We start from the raw sequence: 26,638 nt of genomic DNA on the forward strand, positions 1-26,638 counted from the left end.
CACCCGGAGGCGTCGAAGCGGCTGCAGCACGCGATCGACGAGCTGGACGGGACGATCCGGCAGATCCGCTCGTCGATCTTCGCGTTGCAGGGGCCGGTGGGCGAGGTCGCGCCGGGGCTGCGGGGCCGGATCGTGGAGCTGGTCGAGGGGGCGGGTGGCCACCTCGGGTTCATGCCGGGGCTGCACATGGAAGGTCAGCTCGACACCGTGGTGCCGGAGCCGGTCGCCGAGCACCTGCTGGCCGTGCTGCGCGAGGCGCTGTCCAACGTGGTGCGGCACTCCCACGCCCGGCGGGCGGAGGTGTCCGTCGAGGTGGGCCGCGACCGGCTCGCGCTGGTGGTGAGCGACGACGGCACCGGCGTCGGGGAGGCCGGGCGGCGCAGCGGCCTGCGCAACATCGAGGAGCGCGCCCAGCGGCTCGGCGGCGCCGCCCGCCTGGAGGCGCCCGGCGGGGGCGGCACCCGCCTGTGCTGGGAAGTCCCCCTGGGGCCCACCGGCCCTTCCCTGTAGGACCTTCGGCCCTGATCCTGGCCGCCCGAGCCGTGATGCGCTGGGCGAACAGCGAGGTGAAGGGACGAGGTCATGATCGATCGTTCGGTGAAGGCCGCACTGGACGCCGCCGTGGAGGCCGCCCGCTGGGCGCCGTCCGTGCACAACACCCAGCCGTGGACGTTCTCGGTGTCGGAAGAGGAGATCGGCCTGCGCGCCGACACCGGCAGGAAGCTCAGGGTCGGTGACGCGTCCGGGCGCGAGCTGCTGATCAGTTGCGGCGCCGCACTGTTCACGTTGCGTACGGCGCTGCGCTGCCACGGCTTCGAACCCGTCGTCCGCGTCCTGCCCGACCCCGACCGCCCGTCGCTGCTCGCCACCGTCAGGCCGGGCCCGGCGACGCCGCCCGACGAGGCGACCCGCCTGCTCGGCGAGCACATCGAGCGCCGCCGTACCCACCGCGCGGGCTTCACCGGCCTGCCCGTGCCCGGCAAGCTCCTCGACCGGCTGGCCGCCGCGGCGGCGGACGAGGGCGCGAGGCTCACCCCCGTCCTCGCGCCCGGCGCGGTGGACGTGCTCGCCGCGCTCACCCGCGCCGCCCAGGCCGTGCAGGCGGCGGACCGGCGCTGGAGCCTGGAGGTGATCCGCTGGGCGCGTCCGCCGGGCAGCAGCCGCAAGGACGGCGTGCCCGCCGACGCCTACCCGCGCACCGCCGCGCGCACCGAGCCGCACTTCCCGCAGCGCGACTACTCCTGGCGTCACGACTGGGGCGGCGAGGAGGCCGAGGGCGCCTCGCTCGGTGTGCCTGCCCTGCTCACCACCGGGGGCGACGGCCGCGAGGAGTGGCTGGCCTGCGGGCAGGCGCTGCAGCGCGTGCTGCTGAGCGCCGCCGCGCACGGCGTCAGCGCCGCCTTCCACACGCAGGCGCTGGAGATGGACCTGCTGCGCGAGTTCCTGCGCCACGAGCTCTGCTCGGGCGAGCACCCGCAGATGATCATGAGGTTGGGCGTCACCTTCGACGACAAGGGCGCGGTCCGCCGCCCCCTGACCGACCTCGTGGAGTGACCCTTGCCGGGGCGCGAGATCGCGGAGACACTGCAGGCGACCATCGGTGCTCGAGACGCCCCTGGGAGGCGCCGTGAAGTGGCGTGCCGTGATCGCCGCACTCCTGATGACGCTCACCCTGGGAGCCGCCTCGGCCGCCCCCGGCCGTGACGCGTACGAGATCTGGCTGGTCGACCAGTCCGACAGCAACGGCCTCGCGTACGGCGGCTACATCCACGTCTACGACGGCGGCGACGTCACCAGAAGGTTGTCCGCCGCGCGCCCGACCGGCGTGATCGACCTGGCGGGCGCCACGTCCGCCCTGTGCCTGTCCGCCACCGGCAGGAACCCGGTCAGGCCGCACATGATCGTGTTCAACCAGGCCGGGACGCACGCGGCGCTCGCCTTCGTCGCCAGCGGCCACGTCGTCATCTTCGACGCCGCCACCCGCCGCCCCCTCACCTGCGTCGAGACCGAGACCGGAGCCGGCGGCGCCCGCCAGGCGCACGCCCTGTGGCCCACCGGCGACGACCGCTACCTCGTCATCGCCAACCAGAACGGCAAGAAGCTGGAGCGCGTCCGCACCGACTACGCCACCGGCACCTTCACCCAGGAGCCCGCCGCGACGCTCGACCTGGCCGGCTGCACCACGCCGTCCGGCGCGCCCTGCCAGGCCCCCGCCGTGCGCCCCGACAACGCGCCCATCTGCCCGTTCATCGCCTCCGACAACGGCCCCGTCTTCGTCAGCCTGCGCGGCGGCGGCATGTTCGTCGTCGACTGGCGCGCCACCCCGATGGCGATCGCCGGCGAGTACGACGCCACGCACGTGCCCGCCAACGGCTGCGGCTTCGTCGAGGCCAAGGGCTCCGTCTACGGCGACGGCGGCGGCGGCACCCCGGCCAACCTCGACCAGTTCAGCGTCTTCCGGATGCCGCGCGGCGGCTACTCGGCCGCCAACCCGCCCAACACGCCCGCCGTCGAGCGGCTCTTCGACGACGACACCCCGGAACGCGACGCCCACGGCACCGCCGTCAGCGCCCGCGAACGCCACGTCTGGGTCGGCGACCGCGACGCCAACGTGGTGGAGGTCTTCGACGGCCGCACCGGCACCCGGGTCAACACGGTGCCGCTCACCTCCCCGTACAGCGCCGACCCGACCGTCGACCTGTTCGCGTCCTCACCCGACCACGCATGGGCGTTCGCCTCCACGCGCGGGCCCAACCCGCTGTCCGGCGACCCGCACTCCTCCCACGGCCACGATCCCGGCATGCTCATCGTGCGGATGACCGACGACGGCCGCTCCGGGCAGGTGCGCGGCCTGATCCCGATCACGAACGTCGACGCGGGCGGCACCGAACGCGCCGACGCCCACGGCATCCGGGTGCGGCGCGTCCGGTGAGCGGTCAGCGGGCGTACCGCAGGGTGAAGGAGTCCAGGTCGAACCCGCCGCCCTCGAACACCAGGTGCACGGGGCCGGAGGCCGAGCCGGTGGCCAGCGTGGCGGTGACGCGCTCGCCCCGTCCCTTCGCGGCGGGCACGACGGCCGTGCCGAGCAGCGGCCCGGCGGGCGTGCCCGCCCGCACCTGGATCGCACCGCCACCTCTGGCGGACACGTGCGCCGAGAAGCCCGTCGCGCCCGCCACGGAGACGCGCCCGTAGCCCGCCCAGTCGCCGTCGTCGATCCGGCCGAGCACCTTGCCGCCGCTCGCGGAGCCGCGCCGCACCACCCGCACCCCGTCGCCCGCCGTGCACGCCTCGCCCTCCACGGTGATCTCCAGGCGTTTGACGCGGATGTCGCGGAAGGCGACCTGGTCGGCGTCCCCGTGGTTCTGGATGCCGACGTGCCCCTGGCGCAGCGAACGGCGGGGGTCGGTGTTGGTGAAGTCGTTGATCAGCACGCCGTTCAGGTAGACGCGCAGCCGTTCGCCCTCCACCAGCAGCTCGTAGGTGTTCCACGAGCCGGGCGGGTTCAGCGCGGCGTCGCGGGCGGCCAGGTCGGCGGCCTGGAACCCGTAGATCGAGCCGGTCGTGCGGTCCGGGGCGTCGGTGGCGTCGATCTGCACCTCGTACCCGTTGTTCACCGCCGACCACGGATCGTCCGACGCGGGGAAGCCTGCGAACACGCCCGAGTTGCTGTCGCCGGTCACCCGCCAGTCCAGCTTCAGCGAGTACGAGCCGAACTCCTCCGCCGAGTACCACAACAGGCCGAGCCCGCCCTGCGAGGTCAGGGTGGCGTCCGCGTTCGCGAACCCGCCGGGGCCCGCCTGCGACCAGCCGGTGGTGTCGCCGTCGTAGAGCGAGCTGTAGCCGTTCTCCGGACGGCAGTCGGCCTTGACCGTCCCGGCCGCGTACCGGATGCCGCCCAGCAGCACGTCGCGGAACGCCGGGTCGGCGTAGGACTCGATGGTGTGGCCGAGCCCGGTGTAGAAGGCGCGGCCCCGCTCCTGCGGGTGGCACCAGGTGATGGGGTGGTCGCCGCCCATGTCGCCGCCGCTGTAACTGCTCTCGTCCAGAGATTGCAGGACATGTACGGACGCGCGGGGGTTGGTGCGGTAGTTGTACCACTCGTCGGTACGCGTCCACGTGGGGCCGAGATGCGCGGTCGCGGGATGCGCCCGGTCTTCCGTGCGGACGGTGGCCTGCTGGATGGCCGGATGGTTCCTGAAGTACGCGCCCACGAGCTTCCCGTAGTACGGCCAGTCGTACTCGGTGTCGGCCGCCGCATGCACGCCCACGTAGCCGCCGCCACCGTCCACGTACTGCTGGAAGGCCGTCTGCTGGGCGTCGTCGAGCACGTCGCCGGTGGTGTTCAGGAAGACCACGGCCTCGTAGCCGGACAGGCTCGCGAAGGCGTTCGCGTCCTCGGTGGCCGTGACCGAGAAGTCGTCGGCCGCGCCGAGGTCGCGGATCGCCTCGATGCCCGCGGGGATCGCGTCGTGGCGGAAACCGGCGGTCTTGGAGAAGACCAGCACGTCGTACGCCGGCTCCGCCGGGGTCGCGGTCAGGGTGGCCGCGACCAGCGTGAGAGCAAGGAGTCTGTGCAACATCGCCGCCTACCCGCTGATCGGTGGGACTCGCCCTCGACCGTCACCCCTGGGACGCGGAACGTCAAGACGCGGCGCGACAGGTGTGGGCTGGTCACCAGTCCCCTCGGTAGAGCTGCCCCCGCACCGCCCCGCCCGGGAACTTGGCGTTGTGCAGGTTGGCGTACCAGTTCCTGGGGTTCTTCCAGATGCGCCGCGACACGGCCGCCGACGTCGTGGAGCTGCCCGCCAGCCCGTTGACGCTGGCCGGCAGCCCGCCCTTGGCCTCGAAGAACGGCACCACCACGGGCCCGTTCTTGCCCTTGGGCGCGCGGTGGATGTGCGCGGCCGTCGGGGCGCTGATCTTCTTCCAGGCGGCGGCGAACCACACCCGCCGCCCCTCCGGCTGCACCAGCCAGGCGGCCCGCCCGTTGCCGTCGCCGACCTTCGTGCCCGGCGCCGGGATCTCCTGGCGCCCGTCGGCCTGGGCCGTCAGCGTGCGGCCGAAGCCGTGCGCCAGCACCGACTCCATCGACACCGGCCGGACGCGGTGGAGCTGGGCCCGTACGGCGCCGCCGCCGAACTCGGCGTTGTGCAGGTTGGCGTACCAGTTCTGCGGGTTGGCCAGGATGCGGCCGAGCAGGGCGCGGTCCTTGACGAAGACCGTGCCCTTGACGGCGTGGAGCTGGGCGGGCAGCGCCGTGGCGAAGAACGGGATCCTGACGTCGCCGTTCTCGCCCGCCGCGCCCCGGTGGATGTGGAACCCGCTGGGCGCCTTCACCTTGTGCCACCGCACCGCGTAGTCCACGCGCTCCCCGTGGATGCGGAACACGGCGAGCGCGTTCCCGTCGGTGTCACCGACCTTCGTGCCCTGGGCGGGGACCTCGTTGGCGCCCGTGAGGGAGGCGGCCAGGTAGACGGGGGTGCTCGACTGCGCGGCGGCCGGGGTGACGGAGGTGGCGATCATGGCCGTGGCGACGGCCAGACCGGGAAGAGCGAGGGTGCGCTTGGTCATGGTCGGCCCTTCTCAAGGGGTTGCTTGCTCCTGAGAGGTACGGGCGGCGTCCTGAGCAAGGTTCAACCGTCACAGCGGCCGTCACAGCGGCAGGGTGGCCGCCAGCGGCGCTCCGATCTGGACACGGAGGTAGGCGACCAGGTCGTCGCCGTCCACGGCTCCGCGATCCGCGTCGATGATCACGACGGTGCCGGCCACGATGCCCGCGAAGCTCGTCCCCTCGCGGCGCGACTGTTCGAGGCGTTCGGTGACGGGCCCGCGCACCGCGTCCGTCAGGAAGGTGAGCCCGTGCGGGAACTCCTGGCTCAGCGGATGCCGTTGCCGCCCCGCCTCGATCAGGCTGCCGATGCCGAACCGGGCCGTGATGATCTGGTCCTCGCGGAGCGTGACCTCGAAGTAGCCGTTGGACTGCACGCGGTTGCAGTTCGTCTGCGGCGGATAGTGGCAGTCGTAGCCGCCCGCCAGGAGGTCCCGCACGGCGGAGCTCATGGTGGTGGCGTAGTGCTCGCCGCCGGACGGCCAGCGCCGTACGGCGGCGTCACCGGCGGTGACGATCAGGCCGTCGAGGTCGGAGAAGTGGTAGTCCGCGTGCTCGTCCCGCCACGCGACGGCCGAGGGGATCTCGTGCGTCTCCCGCGTGTGGTCGTCGATCTCCTGCCGGATGCGCTCAGGGGCGCCGGTCCAGATCGTGCCGAGCGCCGACGTGGCGGCCGCGGTGACGTGGCCGGCGGCGTCCTGGTCGGCGGGCGGGAACCAGGCCCAGGCGAGCCGGTCGCGGCTGTCGAGCAGGAAGTGCGCGGCCTGCGCGCTGACCGTGTCCGACGCGTCGCGGCGGCCGATCCGGCACCACAGGGCGCGGCCGTCCGCGTTGCTCCTGGCCTGCGCGCAGAACCAGCCCGCCGCCGTCAGTGGCCGGGTCAGGGCGCCGGACGTGCCACTACCAGGGGCGGGTTCGGCCCGGGAGTTCTCGCCCGCCGTGTCGTGGTCGTAGACGCCGGTGGGCGGCATCGGCGGCGGACCGGCCGGGAGGGTGCAGCCGGTCAGCGCGAGCAGGCCGATGATCGCGAGCGTCCGGGCGAGTGAGGGGAACGAGCGGGGCACGCAGGTCATCGAACCGGCTGAACGCGCGTTCGGCAAACGCGCGGCCCTGAGGATCCTCAGCGCCGCGCGTTCGGCGACTACGAGGTCAGCGGTGAGCGGAGGAGCGGGTCGTCCGCCTGAGGGCGGCCCGGAGGTCGGCGAGGACGGCCTGGGCCGCGCGCCGCCCCGACACCATCGCCCCTTGGAGGGACCCGGTGTCGCGGTGGTCGCCGCACACGTACAGACCGGCGCGCAGCCGCACCGGCCGGCGCAGCGGGTACGGCGGCGGCATCGCGGGCAGCGCGGCCGGGATCGGGTACGTGGCCAGGTGCTCCCAGCCGGAGGTGTCCCCGTAGATCTCGCCCAGGCGCCGCCGGACCGGCCGCTCGTCGGTGTCCAGGCCCAGCACGGACGTGGACACCAGCGCCCGCCCGTCACCGGAGTACTCGGGGGCGGCGTCGGTGAGCACCAGGGTGTCGGTGACGGCCCCGGTGGCGTCGATGATCTGGATCGGCTCGCGCACGGGGGAGCGGGGCGCGGCGTGGTAGAAGGTGGTCACCGCGCGCATCGGCGGCACCTCGATCTCGCTCAGCAGCTCGCCGGCCGACACGGGGTCGGCGGCGACCACCGTGGCGCGGCCCTCGATCACGGTGCCGTCCGCGAGCCGCGCGCCGCCGGCCGTGACCTCGCTCACCCGGGCGCCGAGCGTGACGGCGCCGGGCGGCAGCCGGTCGGCGAGCAGGCGCGGGATGCGCCCCATGCCGAGCGCGGGCACGCCGATGGTGCCGCGCGCGAACGACCGCCAGAACAGGTGGAACATCCGGCTGGAGGTCTCCAGGTCGCGTTCGAGCAGCACCCCCGCGAGGAAGGGACGGATCAGGCAGTCGATCATCTTCTCGGACATGCCCCAGGAGCGCAGCTCGTCGTCGGTGCGCCGTTCGCGTCCGCCGCGCAGCCAGGAACCGGGCAGCAGCAGGTCGCGTGCGGTGAGGGCGGCCAGCACGGCGTGGTCGGCGAGCGTGCCGGCGCCGGACAGCGGCCCGCTGAGCGCGTGCCGGGGGTGCCGCCACGGCAGCATCACCCTGGCGCGGGCGGTGCGGCCCTGCACGAGCAGCCCCGAGGCGAGGGGTCGCAGGTCGAGCGCGCCGAGGTCGAGGAGACGGCGGGCCTCGGGGTAGGCGGTGTTGAACACCTGGTAGCCGCGGTCCAGCCGGAAGCCGCCGATGACGTCGGTGCGCACCCGGCCGCCGACGTCGTCGGAGGCCTCCAGCACGCGCACCGGCACGCCGGCCTCGTGCAGCCGGACGGCGCAGGCGAGCCCCGCCATCCCGGCTCCGGCGATGATGACGGCCTCGCGTGTTCCCCGATCGGTGTTCATGCAGCGGGACCTACCCAGTCGCTCACGTGGAGTGTCCTTTCCCGGGTGCCGCGCGCGGCTTCCTGGCGGCACGCTCAGCTTGCCAATCCGGTAACTTTAAGTGACAGTCTCGTAAGTAAAGCTTTGGCAAAGCCCTTGCTACCTGCGATTATGCTCGCTCAAGATCTCCATCGCTACCACGCTGAGTAGTCGCGTCGCCGATCTGGAGGATGCCATGCCCGATCCCGCCACCCGCACCCCGACCGCCTGCCTGCCCCCCGCGGTGGCCGCCGCCGGACCGTTGCGGCGCACGGCCCGGTTGTGCGCCGTGGCGGTGGTGCTGGTCGCGGCCCTGCCGCTGTATCCCGTTCTGTGCCTGGCGCCCGCGACGTGGCGGACCCGCCTCGTCAAGAACGAGGCCAGGCTGCTCCTGCGCGCGATCGGGGTCACCGTGCGGCTCATCATCGACCAGGGCGGCGGGGCGAGCGGCGGGACGAGCGCCGGCGCGCTGATCGTGGCCAACCACGTCTCCTGGCTCGACCCGCTGGTGCTGGCGGCGACCGTGCCCGCCCGCCCCCTGGCCGGACGGGAGTTGCGCAGACGGCCGATCGTCGGAGCGCTGGCGGCGGCCGGCGGCACCCTGTTCATCGACGGGGAGGACGCGCGGGCGGCCGTCCGCGCCGTCGCGCGGGCGCTGCGGGACGGCGACACCGTGATCGCCTTCCCCGAAGGCGCAGCCTCGCGCGGCGTCAGGACCGGCGCCTTCCGGCCCGCCGTCTTCCAGGCCGCGATCGACGCGGACGCCGTGATCCGGGCCGCCGCGCTGCGCTACCACGAGGGCGACCTCCCGTCCACGCGGGGAAGCTGGGCCTGCGACGACCCCATCACCGCCTCACTCCTGCGCGTGGTCGCCACCCGCCACCTGCGCGCCGAGGTGCGCGTGTCCGCCCCGCTGGGGCCGGTCCCGGCGGGACGGCCGCAGCAGGTGCGCGCCCTGCTGGCCAGAAGCGCCGAGAGCCAGGTGCGCGCCGCCCTCGCGTGACCGGGTGAGCCTCAGCGGGCGCCGAAGTCCTGCGTCCAGTAGATCTGCCCCTTGCCGTCCTTGGCCGCGCCCACGCCGATGTGGGTGTAGGTGCAGTTCATGATGTTCTGACGGTGACCGTCGCTGTTCATCCAGTCCCGGACGACGGCGGCGGCCGACCGCTGGCCCATCGCGATGTTCTCCGCCCACGCAGAGCCGCCGAAGCCGGTCGCGCGGATGCGGTCCATCATGTCGCGCCCGTCCTGGGAGTCGTGGTCGAAGTAGTCGTTCTCCGCCATGTCGGCCGAGTGCCCGAACGCCGCCCTGCGCAGCTTCGCGTCGTGCGTCAGCGCGCGGCAGCCGCCCTTGGCCCGCTCGGCGTTGGTCAGCCGGACGACCTCGTTCTCCAGCGCCGAGCCGACCGACGACACGGTCGTCTTCTTCGCCGTGGCGGCGGGGCTGGGCACGCGGGTGGGGCTGGCACTGGGGGTGGCGGTCGGCTTGGGGACGGGGCAGGTCAGCCGCACGGCCTTGGACGTGGCGGCGCGGCTGCGGTAGTCGGTGGCCACCGCGTAGTAGGTGCCCGCCTTGCAGGGCATCTTCAGCGTGATGCGGTCCTGTCTGACCGCGCCGCTCTTGACGACCGGGTCCTCGCCGGGCACGGCGCGCTTGATCCGGACGCGCAGCAGCGCCGGGCGCGTGCACTCGCGGCGGACGGCCGAGGTCTGGATCGTCCGCGCGGTGATGGCCGGGGCGGCCACGCTGACGCGGCAGTCGTCCGGCTCGGGCGTCGCAGTCGGGGTCGCGGCCGGGGTCTGGGGCGGGGTCTGGGACGGTTCTTCGGCAGGTGCCGACACGGTGCGGCCGGCCTGCAACTCGGCGGGCGACGGGCCGCAGGCGGCCAGGCTGAGCACGGCGGCGAGTGCCCCAAGGGGTTTTCGCATGGGCTTCCTCCACGGGCGTGACACGCTGGACGTCCCGCATCTAACCATGAAAGCGGACATTTCGCCCATCGTTCATGTCATCAGGGACTGTCGCGGCCCCGTAGGATTCCGCCTTATGATCATCCGTTTATCCGTCGGGACCGCCCTGGGGCTGGCCCTTCTCGGCGCTCCCGCGCTCGCCGAGCCGATCAAGGGCGCCCCCGAGCTGACCCACAACGCCCTCTACAAGGCGGCCAAGCTGCCCAAGGTCGCCTGCAAGCTGACCAAGGGCACCAGCAGCGCCTCCACCAAGAAGTACGTCACCAAGCTGGTCGGCTGCCTCAACAAGGCGTGGAAGCCGGCCATCAAGGGCTTCGTCCCGGTCAAGGTGGTCTTCAAGGACGCCGACGACAAGGAGTCCTGCTCCACCGGCATGACCGTCTCCGAGTCCTTCTCCGAGATCTGTGCCACGGACATCCGCGTCCGGCTGGCCGGCGACTGGATCAAGGCCAAGAGCGACGTGGCCGTGTTCACCGCCATCACGCGGACGTGGGGCGGGGTGGTGACCGGCCAGACCGGCATCGGCAAGGCGTGGTGGGCGCTGGAGAACGACGCGTCCGAGTCGGTCATGGACGAGCACAACCGCCGCTACTACCTGCAGATCGGCTGCTTCACCGGCGTGTCCGCCAAGGCGCTGGGACGTCAGGTGAAGGACTGGAAGCCGGTCGTCAAGGTGCCGGAGTTCTGGCCGAACAGGTTCCAGGGCAAGACCGCGAACCGCCTGTACTGGCTGGACAAGGGGTACAAGGCGGGCAAGCCGGGTGCCTGCAACACGTGGACGGCGACCTCGTCCAAGGTCGCCTAGCCGGACAGCGCGTCCCGCACGGCGGCGACGTAGGCGTGGAAGTCGGCCGTCCAGTGGGCCGGGTCTTCGATCCACGCCCGGCTCAGCCTGCCCTGCTCGAAGAAGCGCCGGCGCTGCCCCTCGCTGACCTCCAGTTGCACGCCCATGCCGCGCAGGTTGCGGTTGGCGATGTTGCGCGGGCTGGTGCCGGCCAGCTCGGGCGGCACGGCCGCGGCGACCGCGAACCCCGCCTCCTCCAGCGCCGCGCCGACCCTCTCGATCAGCTCCTCGTCGCGCCCGCCGACGTAGGTGGCCGGCGTGGCGCCGGAGGCCCCGTGCCAGGAGACGGTGGCGGACACGGCCGACTGCACGGCGAGCGCGCGCGGCTCGTCGAAGTGGGTGGAGGTGAGGTGCAGGGCGCTGTTCCCGGTGGGCTTGACGCCCTCGAAGGCATAGAACGCGTAGTTCCCCTGGCCGGCCGCGTGCCCGGCGAGCTGGGACGTCCCCGCCTCGATCGCGCCGCCGTGGATGGCGATATGTGACACCCCGGCGCCCGCCGGGAGCCGGTGGACGACCCGGTAGTCGACGCCCTCGACCTCGTGGGCGGCCAGGTCGGCGTAGTCCGCGTAGACGTCCGCCAGCGCGGGGGCCGGGACGGCGGCGACGCCCACCGCCAGGGCGGCGGTGACGACGCGGGTGAGAAAGGCCGGCATGAGGCGACTCCTTGTCGATGCGGGCCCCGGCGCCGAGCCTAGCGGTTCCCGCCGTGCGCCGCGCGGACCGGCGCAAATCCCCGGCCGCCACGGAGCCGGATGGCGGCATGTCTGAACGTTCGTGGTTCCGCGCTCTAAGGTGTGCCGCATGAGTAAATCGACTACCGAGAGTAGCTTCCTGCAAACTCTCAGATACGACCTCCCGGCGTCACTGGTGGTGTTCCTCATCGCGGTGCCCCTGTCGCTGGGCATCGCCATGGCCGCCGGGGCGCCGCTGGCGGCGGGCCTGATCGCCGCCGCCGTGGGCGGCATCGTCGTCGGCCTGCTGGGCGGCTCGGCCGTCGTGGTGAGCGGGCCGACGGCCAGCCTGACCGTGGTGGTCGCGGGCCTGGTGCACACCTACGGCTGGCGCGCCACGTGCGTCATCACGATCCTCGCGGGCGCCGTCCAGGTGCTGCTCGGCGTGTTCAGAGTGGCCCGGGCGGCGCTGGCCGTCTCGCCCGCCGTCGTGCACGGCATGCTGGCCGGCGTCGGCATCATCATCGCGCTCGCCCAGCTCCACGTGGTCCTGGGCGGCAGCCCGCAGCACTCCGCGCTGGCCAACCTGACCCAGCTCCCCGGCCAGATCCTCGACATGCACGGCCACAAGGTCATGGTCGGCGTGCTCACCGTCACGGTCATGCTCGTCTGGGGACGGCTCCCGCAGCACATCCGGGCGATCCCGGCCCCGCTGGCCGCGCTGCTCGTGGCCGCAGGCACCGCCTGGGTCTTCGGCTGGAACGTCACCCGCATCGACCTGACCGGCGCGATCACCGCGTGGGCGCCGCCGGAGCTGCCGCGCGGCGACTGGCACGACGTGGTCGGCGGGATGTTGCTGATCGCGCTGCTGGCCGGGGCGGAGTCGCTGCTGTGCTGCGTGGCCATCGACGGCCAGCACACCGGCCGCCGCGCCGACCTCGACCGCGAGCTGTCCGGTCAGGGCCTGGCCAACGTGGCCAGCGGCCTGCTCGGCGGGCTCCCCGTGGCGGGCGTGATCGTGCGCAGCACCACCAACGTCCGGGCCGGCGCCCGCAGCCACTGGTCGGCCGTCCTGCACGGCGTCTGGGTGCTGATCTTCGCGCTCTGTCTCGGTGGAACGATCCAATTCATCCCGATGGAGGCGCTGGCGGCCCTGCTCGTCTTCATCGGCATCAGGACGATCAGCCTCGGCCACGTGCGCAAGGTGCACGGACACAACGAGATCCCCGTCTACGTCGTCACCATGGGTGGCGTGATCCTGGTCGGGCTGGCCGAGGGCGTGCTGGCCGGGCTCGCCCTGGCCGCGCTGATGGCGTTGCGGCGGCTGACCCGCATCACCGTCGACAAGCGCGAGGAGCCGAACGGCCGGCTGCACGCCACCGTCTCCGGCTCGCTCACCTTCCTCGGCGTGCCCCGCCTGACCCAGGAGCTGCGCACCATCCCGGCGGGCACCGTCGTCGACCTCGACCTGAACATCGACTTCATGGACAACGCCGCCTTCGACGCGCTGCACAACTGGCGGCTCGACCACGAACGCCTCGGCGGCACCGTCACCATCGACGAGCTGCACGACGAGTGGTACACCCTCGCCGCCGGCGGCGCCCGCATGTTCCCCGCCAAGAGCCCGCCCAAGCCGTCCGGCCGCTGGTGGCTGCCGTGGACGCACCGCCGGCCCGACTCGGCCACGACCGTCGAGTGCCGGCTCACCCAGGGCGCCGAGGAGTTCCACCGGCGCACCGCGCCGCTCGTCCGGCCCATCCTCACCGAACTGGCCGCCGGGCAGCAGCCCACCCACCTGTTCATCACCTGCGCGGACTCCCGGATCATGCCCAGCCTGATCACGTCCAGTGGTCCCGGCGACCTGTTCACCGTCCGCAACATCGGCAACCTGGTGCCGCGCGCCGGTTCGCTGCCGGGCGACGACTCGGTGGCCGCCGCCGTCGAGTACGCGACCCGCGTGCTGAACGTGCACACCATCACCGTCTGCGGCCACTCCGGCTGCGGCGCGATGGCCGCGCTGCTCAGCGGCCCCGCCACCACGGCGGACCTGCCCCAGCTGCGGCGCTGGCTGCAGCACGGCGACCCGAGCCTGTCCCGGCTCGGCGGCGAGCGGCCCGGCGACGCGCTCGAACTGCTCTGCCGGCAGAACGTGCAGCAGCAACTGGAGAACCTGCGGACCTATCCCCGGGTTGAGGAGCAGGTCGCGGCCGGGCGGCTGAAGCTGGTCGGGCTGTACTTCGACATCGGGGCGGCGCAGGTGGACGTGGTGCCGCCCGTGATGCCCGTCCCGCCGGAGCCGACGCAGCGATGACCGGCGCGGAGCGGGGGCGCGTCGGCGGCCCCGCTCCGCGTATCGAACATGTTATCTAAAACTCGCTGGTCTCAGGTTATGATCTTGCTGTTTCCCCGAGGACAGGAGATCGACTTGAGGCGTGCCCTGATCGCGTTAGGCATCGGCCTGAGCGTGCTGGCCCCAACCGCCCCGGCCCAGGCCGTGAGCGTGGTGAACGTCCGGCTGGCGTACACGACGGCCGCCGCCCAGGAGGTCGCCAGGTTCTGGCTGGCCGACGGCGCCGCCAATCTGCGCAACGCGACGCCGTACGACGTGCAGACCGAACTGGCGGGGGAGCGCCTGGCCACGGACGTCGCCCCCACCGGCCCCGCGTACACGATCCCGCCGGTGGAGGGCGTCGCCCAGCCCGCCGGGGACGCGCCCGCCACCCTGGGCAAGGTGTTCTTCATCGGCAGCGACCTGCGGCCCCACTGGTGCACCGGCACGTCCGTGCAGACCGCGTACCGCAACCTCGTCGCGACGGCCGGCCACTGCGTGCTCGACGTCGAAGCCCCCATGGGCGCGCTCGGCAAGTGGGTGTTCGTGCCCGGCTACGCCGGGGGCGAGGCCCCGCACGGCCTGTACGTCGGCAAGGAGGGCATCGGCCACTACGACTTCGACGACCTGCGCGACCGGGACCGCGACTACGGCTTCGCCGTCGTGCACGACGGCGTCGCCCTGTCCGGCGCGGACGCGCTGACCAGCGTCGGAAGGCTGGGCGACAACGTCGGCGGCCAGGGGCTGACCTTCAACCAGCCGCTCGCGCCCGCCGCCGACCTGTTCGGCTACCCCGGCGGCGACAGCCTCGCGCGGACGGCCGGATCGCCGTTCGCGATGCTGCTGGCGGGCCCCCGCGAGGACCGGCCCGTCGGCGTCGGCTCCTCCCACGCCGGTGCGGGCTGGCTCGGGTCCTCCTGGCTGACGCGGTACGCGGCCGACACCCGGACCGGGTATCTGAACGGCGTCACGATGGGCGTGTCCGACACCGACGGGGACGGCTCGTACGACGCCAGCGTGTCGGCGTACTTCGACGGGGCCGCCGCCGAGGTCTACCGGTACGCCGCCCACCGCTGGAGCGGCAAGATCGCGTAGCCGGTCAGGCCGTGTCGCGGGCGCCCACGGTGACCACGCCGGCGGTGTGCAGGCTGGTCAGCAGGGTCCAGTCGTCGGCCGGGTCGAGCCACACCTGAAGCTCGGCCGGGCCGGACGGCCTCGGCAGCGCTCCGCCGGGCGCGTAGAACGACGCGACCAGGACGAGCGGGACCGGGGCCGTCCATCGGGCCGGGGCCGGCGGCTCGTGCCGGGGGCCGAGCAGCACGGCGCGCTCCGCCTCGCCGCACCCGCCGAGCCGTCCGGCCGCGAGCCGGGCCTGCAGCCTGACCTGGACGTCCAGGGCCAGGCCGAGCCGCGCCCGCGCCCGGTCGCCGTCAGCGGTCAGCGCCAGGTAGCCGGGCACCAGCATGCCGACCAGGTCGGCCGGCTCGTCGGCGTAGCCCCGCAGCGTGCCGTCCGCGTGGATCATCTCGTAGCGGTACGGCCGCCCCGGCGGTCCGGCGTCAGGGGCGTTACGGACGATCACGGTCATGGCTGTGCCTCCTCCCGGGCGTCGGCCCAGCGGGTGATCGCGTACAGGGCGGTGAGCTGCTCCTTGTCGGCGGCCCGCCAGAACAGCTCGTCCATCAGCCGCCGGAAGGACAGGCTGCCCTCCCGCGAGGTGTCCGCCACCGAGCCGAGGTCGCGCAGCCCGGCGTGGGCGCCCAGCGCGTCGTGCCGGCCGTCGTTCGGCGGCAGGTCCAGGATCGCGTTGCGGAACGCGGCCTCGACCAGCGCGAGCGACACCTTCACCTGCGCCTGGATGACGGCGGGATCGAGCGAGCCGTCCCACATGCGGAACTCGATGTGGTCCGTCGGCTTGCCCGCCACGCCGAACGTGTTCACCGCCGCGTCGCGCGTGTGCAGGTCGCGCACCTGCCCGATCGAGGTGTAGCCCGCGGACGGCGGCGCGTACGGGCGGCACCACTTCTGCCCGCGATGACCCTCGCGCTCCGGGTTGTGCCCCAGCCGGTAGAGCGTGTCGGTGTGCCGGTCCGCGTAGTCCAGCACACTCGCGTAGTTCGCCACGATGTGGTGGTAGTCGTGCGTGCTCACGTGGATGTGCCCGCCGGTCCTGACCGTGGCGACGCCGCCGTGCGCGCGGATGATCTCGCAGGCCAGGCGGAGGTTCGCCCACGTCTCCGGCTCGTCGTACAGGATGGGCGAGACCAGCTCGCCCAGAACCGTGCTGTCATTCTCCAGCAGCCACAGCCCGCGCCCGCCGGGAGGGCCCGAACGGTAGCCCCTGTCCTTCGTGGTGTGGTACGCGTGCGCGGTGGCGTCGATCGTCAGGCCCGCCTCGTACAGGGCGCGGGGGATGGCCAGCGCGAGGTCGTCCGTGGCGCCGGGCGGCGTGTCGTACTCGATCTCCAGGCCGAAGCCGCGCCCGCCGTCGCGGGCGCCCAGGCCCGCGGTGGCGTTCTCGTACAGGTAGGGGATCACCGCCTCGCCCCGCAGGCCGCGCGCCACCGCCTGGTCGTAGGCCCTGATGTATGCCTCGAAGTCGCGGGTGAACGACACCTCCGGGGTTTCCGGCCAGCGCTGCCACGACCGCTCGCGGGCCTCCAGCGAGGCGACCCAGCGCCGCTCCGCGATGATCCGCGGGTCCGTGCCGAAGGCGTCCGCCGAGGCGCGGCGCAGCCGCGACTGGTTGCGGTGATGTTCCTGCTCGGCGTGCGCGTGGTGGCCGCTCGCCGCCTCCCTGGCCTTCCGTACGGTCGAGGCGGGCAGATCATGCAGGCTCTCGGCGCTTCCCCAGCGGCTCGCCGCCCTGCTTCCGCCCTCGCCGGGGGCTTCGCCTGCGAGTCCGGGCGGTCGCAGCGCGCCGGGGCGTTCTTCCGCGAGTCCGGGCGGTCGCAGCGCGCCGGGGGGTTCGGCCGCGAGGCGGGGTGGTCGTAGCGTGTCCAGTACCTGCCGCCGGTCGACCGGGCCGAAGAGGTCGAGGCCGTTCTGCCCGGCTTCGGCCGCCCGCCGGGCCAGCCCCTCCACCGAATGGCCGAGCCCCGCCTCGTCGGCCAGGCGGCGCAGCGGGTCGAACACCCAGATCCGGGACGGCGGCTGCGCGGCGGTCAACTCCGAGAGCCGGGCCAGCGCACGCGCCTCGGCGTCGGCCACCCGAGGGACGCCGTACTCGGTCGCCAGCCGCAGCCCGTCCCACAGGTACGGGTCCCGCGACCGATGCGCGGTCAGCGAATCGACGAGTTCCCGGACGCCGGGCGCGTGCGCCGGATCGGCGCCGTGCGCCCGCGCGTCCCCGGCCAGGCGGATGAGCTGCTCGACCGAGCCCGCCTGACCGACCTCCCCGGCCAGGCGCTCCAGCGGCAGCACGACCCGCCGCCCCATGCCCGTCTCCGGGTGCCTGACGACGTCGTTCAGCGCCGAGAGCAGCCGGACGCCGTCGTCGCCGAGGCCGGCCAGGGCGTAGTTCTCGGCCACCAGCAAGCCGTTCCACAACCGCGGGTCGTTCAGCTTGAACCCCCGCATGGCCTCCTGGAAGGCGCGCTCCCCGGCCGACGCCGGCGGCAGCAGCCCCCGCTCGTGCGCCGCCCGCACGAACGGGAACAACTGCCGGACCGTCTGCACACCCGCGGTCTCCATCATGGGCCGGGTGAACGCGCTCACCGTGCTCGGCGTGACCAGCGGCCCCATCGCCTCCACGATGATCCCGGCCGCGCGGGTGTCCTCGACGGTCGTGGTGGGCAGCAGGGAGCGGTGCAGGTAGCCGAGCCACCGGTGACGGTCCTGCTCCATGGTCCTGTTCAGCACCTCGGCCACCTCGGCGTCGCCGCGTGCGGCCCCTGGTGCCATGCCCTGGCGTTCTGCCTCGTGGTGGAGCTCCACCAGGGCGTCGATGTCGCCACGACCGCCGAAGAGGCGCGTCGACAGGTCGTCGATGGCTCTTCTGGGGTTCTCGGCGCGCAGGCTCGTGCTCAGTACGGCCAGGGCTGCGGCGGTGGCGTCGCTCTCGTTCTGGACGGGGAGGTTCCGCATGATGTACCGGCCGTGCTCCAGAAGCTGCTCGTCCAGCAGCCCGCCGTCCTGTCGGCCGTTGCCCGGTGGGTCGCCGTCCGACGCGCGGCCGATTGGTGCGGTGCCGTCCGATGGGTGGCCGTCCGATGGGTGGCCGTCCGATGGGTGGCCGTCCGATGGGTGGCCGTCCGATGGGCGGCCGTCCGATGGGCGGCGGTCCGATGGGCGGCCATCCGGCGGGTGGCCGTCCGGCGGGTGACCGTTCGGTGCGGTGCCGTCCGATGGCCGGCTGTTCGTGTTCTGGCCGTTGAGCAGCCTTTCGATGCGGGTCGACGCACCGTCGCGGCCGGACGCGCCGTCGCCGGGCGTCCAGCGGTGGACCATCGCCGCGGCCTCGGCGAAGTTACGCGGCCGGGGATCCGCGATGGGGGTGTGCCCGTCGGCCTGACGGTCACCTGGGGCCGTGCGGGCGGCCGGGGCCACGGCGTGGGTCGAGGGCAGCTCTGTCCGATTCCCGGGCAGCTCCGTCCGGTCGGCAGACGTCCGGGAGGCCGTGGACGTGTGCTGGTCCGCCACCGGCTGGGTGCCGCCTTCCGCCTGCACGTGCGGCGCCGGTCGTAAGACCCCACCCCCAGCATCCCTCACCGCCTCCCGCTGGGCCGCCTCCCCCTCGGCTGTGTCTCGCTCGGCCGTGTTCCGCTCGGACGTGTCCCGCTCGGGTGTCTTCCGCTCGGCGGTGTCCCGCTGGGCTGTGTCTCGCTCGGCCGTGTTCCGCTCGGCTGTGCCCCGCTCGGCTGTGCCCCGCTCGGCTGTGCCCCGCTCGGCTGTATCCCGCTCGGCCGTATCCCACTCGGCCGTGTCCTGCGCGTCGCTCTCCACGACGTGGTGGACCGCGTTGACGGCCGGGACCGTGGCGGGCAGCGCCGAGCCCCGGGACAGCTCCCCGGGAGGCGCGGCGTCAGTACGCACCGGCGCGACCTCACCCACCGGCCCCCGCTCGGCGACGACTCCGCCCCGCCCGGCTGATTCGTCCGCCGCGTGCGCCGGTCCAGCGGGCAGCAACGTGTCGTGACGCCGGACGACCTCACCCACGATCGTCTCGCCCCGATGCGCCGGAAGCACGCCACCCCGCGCTTCGGCCGGCGGCGACGACGAACGGTCACCCACCGGGCCGACCCCACCCTGACGCTCAACCGGCGCGTGCTGCCCGGCTTGCGTGGCCTGTGCGTGCTGCGCCGCCTGCGCATGCCGCCCGGCCTGCCCAGCTTCTGCGTGCTGCGTGGCCTGCGCGTGCCGTCCGGCGTGCGTGGCCTGCCCGGCCTGTGTGTCCTGCCCAGCCTGTGTGCCCTGCCCGTCCTGCCCGTCCTGCCCAGCCTGCGTGCCCTGCCCGTCCTGCCCAGCCTGAGCGCTCTGCGAGCGCTGCTCAGCCTGCCCGGCCTGCGCATGCTGCAAATCTTGCCCCTGCGACCCATGCTGTGCGAGGGCCGTGACACTGTGCCGTACAGAAGACGAGCCGTCCCCGGCGGCGGCCCCATCACCGGACCGCCCGCCCAGCGAGGCGACGGCCTGCATCGGGCTGTAGCTCACCCTGGCCGAAGCCGGCACATCCAAGCCCCCCGCAACCCCCGAAATGAACGTGTACCCCAGATGCGCGGCATCGAGCTGCCCGCTGAGCGCCAGTCCCGGAACCGCCCCCGCGGTCCCCGTCACCCCGCCCAGCAGCGCCTGCCCGTACATGCTCTGCCCGATCGCCACGAACTTGTCGCGTACCGCCAGCTCGGCCTTGGAGGCGACGTACACCATCTCCCGGCTCAGCAGCCGCGACAGCCCCGCGTTCGCGCCGGCGAACAGCGCGCCGGTCAGCGCCCCGCTGCCCGCCGACATGGCCAGCGACGCGTAGTCGAAGTCGCCCGCCTCGCGATCTCCCCAGAACTGCTGAGCGATCTGCACGCCGAGGTCCAGGCCGCTCACGATGCCGCCGAACTTCAGCATGTTGATCAGGACGAGCCGTTTCAGCGTCTGGATGCTCACCTTGGTCAGCAGCGTGTTGTGCTGGATCATCCCGAGCACGGCGGGACCGTTCACGTAGATCCACACCAGCAGCCTGATGATCATCGCCCCGAGCAGCGCCAGCGACGCGTAGATCATCCATTCGGTGTGCTGCATCCGCACGCCGTGCTCGCGCAACGACCGCGCCTCGTCCCGGAGCGCCTGTTCCAGCAGGTCGAGCAGCGCTTCGGGGGAGCCGGGCCCGTCGTGTCCGCTGAGCGCGGCGAAGACCTGCTCGAACGTCTCCTTGGCGACCCCCTTCCAGAGCCCGTCGCGTAGCTGCCGCATGATCGCGCCCGCGTCGTCGGCCTTGATCTCGGCCAGGGCGTCGGCCAGTTCCTCCATGGTCCGCGCCTCGGCGATGATCCCGCCGACGTCGGCCGCGGGCAGCGCCCCGCCCGTCAACGGTTGCGCGATCGGCCGGACCACCTCGGGCACCAGGCTGAGGTCGAGCGGCATCTAGGACGTTCCGGGCCGGGGGAGGAAGGACTCGAAGCTCGTCTTCTCCCCGAACAGGTCCTCGAAGGGCAGGTCCGGGACGAAGGGCTCCATCAGCTCCTTCATCTCGCCGGAGACCTGCCGGGTGGCGTCCCTGATCTGTGCCACGATCGTGTCGGACAGCTCCGACGGCGTCAGCTTGCGGTAGACCCGCGGATCGAGGTCGATCGTCCGCACCTCACCGCGGGGGCCGACGGTGACGGTCACCATGCCGTCCTTGGACGTGGCCGTCGCCGACAGCTCCCGCATCCTCTCCTGCATCTGTCTGAGCTGCTCGGTCTGCTGGTCGACCTCCTGGACGAGCTGCTCCAGCAGCCGCCACTGCTCATCCGACGCCATTCGCCGTCCCCACGTCAGCCACTTCGGCCTCAACGGCCTCTTGCGTCTCATCTTCTCTCACGTATGTCCGGCAGATCCACCTTGGTGGACGATGACGGATACGCTGCCGACTCGTGGAGTTCGACGGAATCGTCTACAGCAAGAGCGAGTTGCGCCGGTTGGCGCGCGGGGCGAGCGACGTGTCCGGTCTCGTGTCCGGCGCCGACACCCGGTTCGAGACGTCGGCGAGCGTGGCCCGCACGGCCCTGGGCGACGACGACTACGGCCGCGCCTACTGGCAGGCGCGCGGGACGCAGCTCGGCAACATCGGGGCCGGGCTGAACCTGCTGGCCGCCGCGCTCGGCCGGCAGGAGACCCGGCTGCTGCGCGCGCTGCGCACCTACAACGCCGGCGACGACGCCTCGACGATGCAAACCTGACACGCCCCCTGCTCGCCAGGGGGTCTTGACGGGGACGATGGCGTACCGGGCGGGGACCTGCGACCGCGCGCAGGCGTACCGGACGGTCGCCTGAGACCACCGCGCGCAGGCGCCGTCCTACTGCGGGCCGGGTGGCGCGAGAGCCGCGTCGAAGTACGGGCTGAGCAACGGCCCCAGCGTGGCAGCCATCAGCCGATCACCAGGCTCGATGGCGCGCCGCGCACCGTCGAACGGCACCCCCAGCGTGCTGACCGCACCCGTGGCAGGCGACCTGACGACGATCTTCAGCATGTCGTCGATGCCGTTGCGGCGCAGGAACGTGTCCGCGAAGTCCCGCTCAGGACCGGTCGCCCGCAGCCGAAGCTGCCCCAGGGTCGCCACCCCGTGACGAGTAAGACAGGCGACCCCCTCACGCGACGCGAACGGATTGTTCAGGCGCCAACGCTCGGCGTACTCCTCCACGAAGTCCGCCCGGAACATGGTGCGGTACTGCTCCTCACCGCCGCCGTCCAGCGTCAGGTACGCGGGATTCTCGGCCACGAACGCGTCCTTCCAGCCGAGATGGACGGCCAGGGAGTCGGCGAGCACCGGATACAGCGCCCCCTGCCGAGCCGTGGCGACCTGCTCCAGCACTCTGATGAGCTTTCGGTATTCGAGCTGTTCCACGGATCCGCCATCGCACTCGGTCTTCAGCGTTCTCTCTGCCAAGGATCGCGTAGCAGACGGCCGATCACCCAGCACTTGGCCAAGGACGGCCCATGTTTCAGGACGCGTCCCGGCCACAGACCACGGCGAATCCGGCCAATGCCCTCAGCCGGCGGCCTGGCCGCTGACCGGGACGGGCTGTGCCGCCCGGAGCGCGGCACGGATGGCCGCCTCCAGGGTGTCGTGCACGTTCAGCCCGCTCGCGGACTCGGTGGCGTGCAGCAGGTGCGCCGGCCCTCGCTGCAGCGACGCGAGGTGCAGGCCGGCGCCGTGGTGACGGGCGACGGTGTGGGCGTGCAGCAGGACGTGCAGCGCCGACTCGCCCAGGTAGGGCACTTCGCTCAGGTCGAGCACGAGGTGGTCGCCGGGGTGGCGGCGGGTGCGGCTGATGTAGTCGTCCAGGAGGCAGGCGGTGGTGATGTCCGCCCGCCCGGCCACCGCGATGACGGTCACGCCGGGCAGGTACTGGGAACTGAACGTCAGCGACGGCACAGCAGCGGACCTCCATCAGAGCCCAGGGGGGACGGGCACGTGTCGGGGCACTGCCAGCCTATGCCCTCTACCTGGTCTGCCCGCTACCCCTGAAGAGGTCTTCGGGCCGAGAAATGTCCAGCTCACCCGGCTTCGCGCAGAAAGTTCTCGCGGCTGGCGGGGCGGTCGAGCACCGTCGCCCTCGCCAGTCGCGGGGGCGGCGAGCACCGTCGCCCCCGCCAGCCGCGAGGTCCCCGAGCACCGCCGCCACGACGACGCGGCCAACTTGTCGGACCCGCCTGCCATACTCGCCGCGACCATGAGAAAAGGAGCCCGATGAGCAAGGTCATGCTCTCCGACTACGCGTGGGTGCGCGACTGGGCGGAGGAGATCTTCACCGTCACCTTCGTCCGCGGCCTGGACGAGCGCGAGACGCTCCGGCGGTTCGGCGTGGTCGACCAGAACATCCACCCCGTGGACGACGATGAGGTCGTGGAGTGCATGGAGGCGACCGAAGGCTGCGGTGACCTGGTGCTGGTGACCCGGGCCGGTGACTGGACGATCGCCTTCGAGCACGGAGGCTGGGAGGGCACCCGCGCCGAGACCCTGCGCGAGCTGACCCGTGACGGCGGCGAGCCCGTGTCCGTGATGCGCCACGACTACGCGGCGGCCCACGACTTCGAGCACGCCGTGGACGGCCGGATCCGGACGGCGTTCCGCCCGCAGCTGCCCCACGAGCGCTGGGGCACCCACCCCGACGCGCTGAACGAAGACCTGCGCGAGCTGGGCCTGGAACCCGAACCGGACGAGGAGCTCCAGTACCTCCCCGGCACCGTTCCTGCGGCCCTCACCCTGGCCTCCCGCATCTCCGGCGTGCTCTTCACCCCTGCGCTGCTGGACATGCCGCTGCTGGGCGGGGTCATCACCGACGCCGCCCCCGCCGATCCCCAGGAAGGCGACCCGCTCGCCCGTAGCGTCCTGCGGGTCTTCCACCCGGAGCTCGCCCAGGCCATCGACGACGCCCCGCCCGTCCTCCAGCGGCGGGCCGCGCTCGCCGAGGCCCGCCGCCAGTGCGAGGTGGCCGGCGTGGCCTCCCACCCAGTGCTGACCGCCGCCCTGGCCGAGGCCGAACGGGGTGGGGTTGAGCGGGGTGAGGCTGACCAGGGCGAGAGCAAGCGGGGCCAGGCCGAGCGGGGCGGGAATGAGCGGGGTGAGGGCGAGCGGGGCCAGGCTGAGCAGGGCCAGGCTGAGCGGGGGGAGGCTGAGCGGGGCAAGGTCGAACGGGGCGAAATCGAACGGGGCGAGGCCGGGCGGGCCGAGGTCGAGCGAGGTGGGGTCGAGCGGGGCGAGGCCGGGCGGAGTGAGGCGAGTCCGGCCGGATGTGACTCCCCGGGCGCCCGGCCCATCCGCGACGACGACTCTCCGCTCGCCGCGCTCATCCGCGACTACGAGTCGGAGCTGACCGGCCATCCGATCGACGCGGCCACCGGCGAATGGATGACCGGCCCGCCCGCTGATCCGCGCCTCTTCCCGGTCGGCGGCCCGGATCCGGGCGCGCCGGCGTCGGGCGGCCAAGGCGGCGTGCGTGGCCGCAACATCTTCTCCACCGAGAACGCGACCGGCATGCCCGCCTGCCCCAGCTGCAAGTGGCATCACCGGCCGGACAAGGCGGAGCGGGAGGCGGTCCGGCCGCGCTGGCAGGCGGCGATCTCCGTACGGCACGCCCTGTTACCCGACCCCAGGAGGGCCGCCTACAACACCCACACCACCCTGATCTACGGCGCTGAGGTCCTGACCGCTCCCGAGCGAGCGGCGGACGTCGCCGCGATGCTGCGCGCCGGCCCCGGCCTGACGGAGGCGCTGGTCTGGCACCGAACGGACGGCCCAGTCTGACGGAACGGACGGCCAGCCTGACAGAAGGGACGGCCCGGCCTGACGGGAGCGCCGGCCTGGCTCGACCGAACGGACGGCCCCGGCGCGATCGCAAGCCCGCTACCTGCACATTCACCACCTACCAGGAAGACCGCGACAGGTGTACGGTCTCTCCACGACAAGCACAAAGGGGACAGACGTGACCACATTGGAGAACCGGCCGAAGACCGCGCTCCTCGTCATCGACGTACAGAACGGCACCGTGGGAGAGGCCCACGCCCGCGACGCCGTGGTGGCCAACGTGGCGAGCCTCGTCGACAAGGCGCGGGTCGAGCAGGTCCCCGTCGTCTGGGTGCAGCACAACGACGAGGGCATGCCCCGCGAGAGCGACAGCTGGCAGATCGTCGCCGAGCTGTCCAGGGGCGACGACGAGCCGTTGGTGGAGAAGACCTACCTCGACTCCTTCGAGGACACCACGCTGGAGAGCGTGCTGGCGGGGCTGGAGGTGGGGCGGCTGGTCGTGGCCGGGGCGCAGACCGACGCCTGCATCCGCTCGACGCTGCACGGCGCGCTCGTCAGGGGGTACGACGCGATCCTCGTCAGCGACGCGCACACGACGGAGGACATGTCGGAGTGGGGCGCGCCGCCGCCGGACCAGGTCATCGCGCACACGAACCTGTACTGGAGGCACCAGACGGCGCCCGGCCGCACGGGTGGCACGGTCGAGACGAAGGACGTCGACTTCAGCCGGTGACGACCCCTCGCGCGGATCCGAGCCGGTGACGACTCCGCGTGGGCGTCAGCAGGTGACTCCCTCGCGTCGGGGTCCTGGGCTGCAGCCGTTGACGCCCCCCGCGCCGGCGTCCCCGACCACAGCGCCTGACGCCCCCGCGCGTCGGGCGTCCCGGCCTCAGTCGCTCACCCCTCGCGTCAGCGTCGCGGGCGGAAGGCGTGTGCGACCACGTAGGCCGTGACGTTCTTCCCGATGCCCGCCCCCGCCACATCCGCCGCCCGCGTGTGGATCCCACCCCACACCCGCGCCTCGATCACCTCGTCAAGAGCCTGCGAGAAGCTCCCGAAGTGCCGCGTGGTCCCCGAGTCGGCGCTGTAGCCGCTGAACGGGATGTCGTCGCGCCCGTAGAAGCGGGCCAGCGCCGCCATGCTCGCCGCCGTGAAGCAGGCGTGCCCGGAGGTGTAGTCGGGGTGCGGCGGGGTGACGAGCAGCGGCGTCCACTCCGGGTCGGCGGACGTGGCCGGGTTGCCGTCGGTGTCGGCGAGCCGGATCGCGGTGACGGGCCGCCACGACGTCCAGGCCGCCTTCTCGTTGAAGCAGGCGATGGTGGCGTCGGCCTCCGCCAGGTTCGTCATGGCGAACATGCGCGCCGTCCGCAGCGTGTCCAGCCGCTGGGACGTGGCGAGCTGCCGCTTGATCTCCCATTCGGCCAGCCGGCGGTCGTGCCACCAGATCGCGGCCTGCGTCTGGTCGGTGGTGCGGGTGGTGCTGGCGGCCGAGCCGATGGTCTTGACCTCGTTCAGGTCGCGGGCGTAGCGGCGGGTGGTGAGCGCGGGCGGCCCCGAGGTGCGGAACATGGCCGCGCTGGGGATGACGAACGGCTTCACCTGCCCGACCCAGGCGCCGTCGGAGGCGAAGGCGGGAGGCGTGGGCCGCCACTGGCCGGGCTGGGTGCCGACGGGCCAGGTCTGGTCGCCGAAGGCGCCGTCGTTCTGGCGGGCGGCGATCATCGCGGTGGCCGTCCGCGTGCCGATGGCGATGCCCTGCTGCTTGGCGGCGCCGTCGGGGATCTGCGCCAGCGCCTTGTCGTACTCGGCGGCCAGGCGGTCGTGCTGGGCGGGGAAGAGGGCGTCCAGGACGAGGTGCGCGGCGGTGGCGACGGCCGCGCTCGTCGACTCGCGCCCGGTGGCGCGCGGCGCGACCAGGTACGGCTGGTACGGGGCGCCCGCGATGGCGTTGACCGCGTCGTAGACGGCCCCGTGCACCATCGCGAAGCCGCGCGAGGTGACCTGGGGCGGCTGGCGGGCGATCTCGTAGATGGCGGTCTGGGCGTGTCTGTCCCAGACGATGATGGGATCGGGTGCGGTGACGGCGTCGTGGAGGGCGGCGGCGGCCGGTGCGCCGGCCCAGCTTCCCACGATGACGGCGATCGCGACGGAAAGGCGAGCGGTCCTGCGCGGGAGGACGGCACCTGCGCCCCATGACCTCGGCATGGCAGCAAATTACTTCCCCAGCCGCATTCATCACAGCGGCCGAGTGGTCGAAACGTCCATATTGACATATCCGAAAGGGTCCGGGACCCTGCTGCTGGGTGGGTTCCGGAGAAACGGGTGACCGCTCAATGTGTCGCC

At 72.9% G+C, this 26,638-nt stretch carries 22 protein-coding genes; 10 read left to right on the forward strand and 12 right to left on the reverse strand.

The window, feature by feature from the left end; genetic code table 11:
• The 3 genes from ABD331_RS46515 to ABD331_RS46525 all read left to right on the forward strand — a co-directional run.
• Window positions 1-510: sensor histidine kinase (locus tag ABD331_RS46515; protein ID WP_344490509.1), on the forward strand; the 510-nt coding region annotated here is incomplete at its 5' end.
• 72 nt (window positions 511-582) lie between these two features.
• Window positions 583-1,554 carry an Acg family FMN-binding oxidoreductase gene (locus tag ABD331_RS46520; RefSeq protein WP_344490512.1) on the forward strand — a complete coding sequence of 324 codons (972 nt, stop codon included), beginning with the start codon at window positions 583-585 and terminating at the stop codon, window positions 1,552-1,554.
• A 73-nt stretch (window positions 1,555-1,627) separates the two neighbouring features.
• The gene (locus ABD331_RS46525) at window positions 1,628-2,932 is read left to right on the forward strand and encodes a YncE family protein (protein ID WP_344490515.1); all 1,305 of its coding nucleotides are present in this window, start codon (window positions 1,628-1,630) and stop codon (window positions 2,930-2,932) included.
• Between the two features lie 4 nt (window positions 2,933-2,936).
• On the opposite strand, the gene ABD331_RS46530 is transcribed toward ABD331_RS46525, so the two are convergent.
• The 4 genes from ABD331_RS46530 to ABD331_RS46545 form a co-directional block, all read right to left on the reverse strand.
• Window positions 2,937-4,580 carry a ThuA domain-containing protein gene (locus tag ABD331_RS46530; RefSeq protein WP_344490518.1) on the reverse strand — a complete coding sequence of 548 codons (1,644 nt, stop codon included), beginning with the start codon at window positions 4,578-4,580 and terminating at the stop codon, window positions 2,937-2,939.
• A 91-nt stretch (window positions 4,581-4,671) separates the two neighbouring features.
• The gene (locus ABD331_RS46535) at window positions 4,672-5,571 is read right to left on the reverse strand and encodes a CHRD domain-containing protein (protein WP_344490521.1); all 900 of its coding nucleotides are present in this window, start codon (window positions 5,569-5,571) and stop codon (window positions 4,672-4,674) included.
• Between the two features lie 81 nt (window positions 5,572-5,652).
• The gene (locus ABD331_RS46540) at window positions 5,653-6,672 is read right to left on the reverse strand and encodes a hypothetical protein (protein ID WP_344490524.1); all 1,020 of its coding nucleotides are present in this window, start codon (window positions 6,670-6,672) and stop codon (window positions 5,653-5,655) included.
• An 85-nt stretch (window positions 6,673-6,757) separates the two neighbouring features.
• Window positions 6,758-8,029: an NAD(P)/FAD-dependent oxidoreductase gene (locus tag ABD331_RS46545; RefSeq protein ID WP_344490527.1), complete on the reverse strand. Its 1,272-nt coding sequence runs from the start codon at window positions 8,027-8,029 to the stop codon at window positions 6,758-6,760.
• 214 nt (window positions 8,030-8,243) lie between these two features.
• On the opposite strand from ABD331_RS46545, the gene ABD331_RS46550 reads away from it, so the two are divergent.
• Window positions 8,244-9,050: a lysophospholipid acyltransferase family protein gene (locus ABD331_RS46550; RefSeq protein ID WP_344490530.1), complete on the forward strand. Its 807-nt coding sequence runs from the start codon at window positions 8,244-8,246 to the stop codon at window positions 9,048-9,050.
• Window positions 9,051-9,061: 11 nt separating this feature from the next.
• Here ABD331_RS46550 and ABD331_RS46555 read toward each other — a convergent pair whose 3' ends face one another.
• Window positions 9,062-9,973 carry a CAP domain-containing protein gene (locus ABD331_RS46555; protein ID WP_344490533.1) on the reverse strand — a complete coding sequence of 304 codons (912 nt, stop codon included), beginning with the start codon at window positions 9,971-9,973 and terminating at the stop codon, window positions 9,062-9,064.
• Window positions 9,974-10,088: 115 nt separating this feature from the next.
• Here ABD331_RS46555 and ABD331_RS46560 point away from each other — a divergent pair, with 115 nt between their 5' ends.
• Entirely contained in the window at window positions 10,089-10,817 is a 729-nt protein-coding gene (locus ABD331_RS46560) for a hypothetical protein (RefSeq protein ID WP_344490536.1), read from the forward strand.
• Here the strand turns inward: ABD331_RS46560 and ABD331_RS46565 are convergent.
• The gene (locus tag ABD331_RS46565) at window positions 10,814-11,509 is read right to left on the reverse strand and encodes a poly-gamma-glutamate hydrolase family protein (RefSeq protein ID WP_344490539.1); all 696 of its coding nucleotides are present in this window, start codon (window positions 11,507-11,509) and stop codon (window positions 10,814-10,816) included. The two genes, ABD331_RS46560 and ABD331_RS46565, sit on opposite strands and share 4 nt — an antisense overlap.
• A gap of 148 nt (window positions 11,510-11,657) precedes the next feature.
• Between ABD331_RS46565 and ABD331_RS46570 the strand changes: the two genes are divergently transcribed.
• Both ABD331_RS46570 and ABD331_RS46575 read left to right on the forward strand, forming a co-directional pair.
• On the forward strand, window positions 11,658-13,838 hold the full coding sequence (locus tag ABD331_RS46570; RefSeq protein WP_344490544.1) for a SulP family inorganic anion transporter: 2,181 nt from the start codon (window positions 11,658-11,660) through the stop codon (window positions 13,836-13,838).
• A 114-nt stretch (window positions 13,839-13,952) separates the two neighbouring features.
• Window positions 13,953-14,951 carry a trypsin-like serine peptidase gene (locus ABD331_RS46575; protein ID WP_344490547.1) on the forward strand — a complete coding sequence of 333 codons (999 nt, stop codon included), beginning with the start codon at window positions 13,953-13,955 and terminating at the stop codon, window positions 14,949-14,951.
• Between the two features lie 4 nt (window positions 14,952-14,955).
• On the opposite strand, the gene ABD331_RS46580 is transcribed toward ABD331_RS46575, so the two are convergent.
• From ABD331_RS46580 to ABD331_RS46590, 3 genes are read right to left on the reverse strand one after another with little or no spacing between them, the layout of a single operon-like run.
• Entirely contained in the window at window positions 14,956-15,444 is a 489-nt protein-coding gene (locus ABD331_RS46580; RefSeq protein WP_344490550.1) for a hypothetical protein, read from the reverse strand.
• On the reverse strand, window positions 15,441-20,429 hold the full coding sequence (locus tag ABD331_RS46585) for a hypothetical protein (RefSeq protein WP_344490553.1): 4,989 nt from the start codon (window positions 20,427-20,429) through the stop codon (window positions 15,441-15,443). The genes ABD331_RS46580 and ABD331_RS46585 overlap by 4 nt, the downstream gene beginning before the upstream one ends.
• The gene (locus ABD331_RS46590; RefSeq protein ID WP_344490556.1) at window positions 20,430-20,807 is read right to left on the reverse strand and encodes a YbaB/EbfC family nucleoid-associated protein; all 378 of its coding nucleotides are present in this window, start codon (window positions 20,805-20,807) and stop codon (window positions 20,430-20,432) included.
• Between the two features lie 113 nt (window positions 20,808-20,920).
• Here ABD331_RS46590 and ABD331_RS46595 point away from each other — a divergent pair, with 113 nt between their 5' ends.
• The gene (locus ABD331_RS46595; protein ID WP_344490559.1) at window positions 20,921-21,226 is read left to right on the forward strand and encodes a hypothetical protein; all 306 of its coding nucleotides are present in this window, start codon (window positions 20,921-20,923) and stop codon (window positions 21,224-21,226) included.
• A 117-nt stretch (window positions 21,227-21,343) separates the two neighbouring features.
• On the opposite strand, the gene ABD331_RS46600 is transcribed toward ABD331_RS46595, so the two are convergent.
• Window positions 21,344-21,892 (reverse strand): hypothetical protein, encoded by a 549-nt coding sequence (locus tag ABD331_RS46600; protein ID WP_344490562.1) that lies wholly within the window; start codon window positions 21,890-21,892, stop codon window positions 21,344-21,346.
• A 144-nt stretch (window positions 21,893-22,036) separates the two neighbouring features.
• Window positions 22,037-22,423 (reverse strand): STAS domain-containing protein, encoded by a 387-nt coding sequence (locus ABD331_RS46605; protein WP_344490565.1) that lies wholly within the window; start codon window positions 22,421-22,423, stop codon window positions 22,037-22,039.
• Between the two features lie 315 nt (window positions 22,424-22,738).
• On the opposite strand from ABD331_RS46605, the gene ABD331_RS46610 reads away from it, so the two are divergent.
• Both ABD331_RS46610 and ABD331_RS46615 read left to right on the forward strand, forming a co-directional pair.
• Complete coding sequence (locus ABD331_RS46610; protein WP_344490568.1) at window positions 22,739-24,295, forward strand: DUF6461 domain-containing protein; 1,557 nt, start codon at window positions 22,739-22,741, stop codon at window positions 24,293-24,295.
• Window positions 24,296-24,473: 178 nt separating this feature from the next.
• Window positions 24,474-25,028 (forward strand): isochorismatase family protein, encoded by a 555-nt coding sequence (locus tag ABD331_RS46615; RefSeq protein WP_344490571.1) that lies wholly within the window; start codon window positions 24,474-24,476, stop codon window positions 25,026-25,028.
• 176 nt (window positions 25,029-25,204) lie between these two features.
• Here ABD331_RS46615 and ABD331_RS46620 read toward each other — a convergent pair whose 3' ends face one another.
• Complete coding sequence (locus ABD331_RS46620) at window positions 25,205-26,500, reverse strand: vanadium-dependent haloperoxidase (RefSeq protein WP_344490574.1); 1,296 nt, start codon at window positions 26,498-26,500, stop codon at window positions 25,205-25,207.
• Window positions 26,501-26,638 lie beyond the last annotated feature (138 nt).

This window comes from Nonomuraea monospora (assembly GCF_039531895.1).
GTDB classification, from domain to species: Bacteria; Actinomycetota; Actinomycetes; order Streptosporangiales; family Streptosporangiaceae; genus Nonomuraea; species Nonomuraea monospora.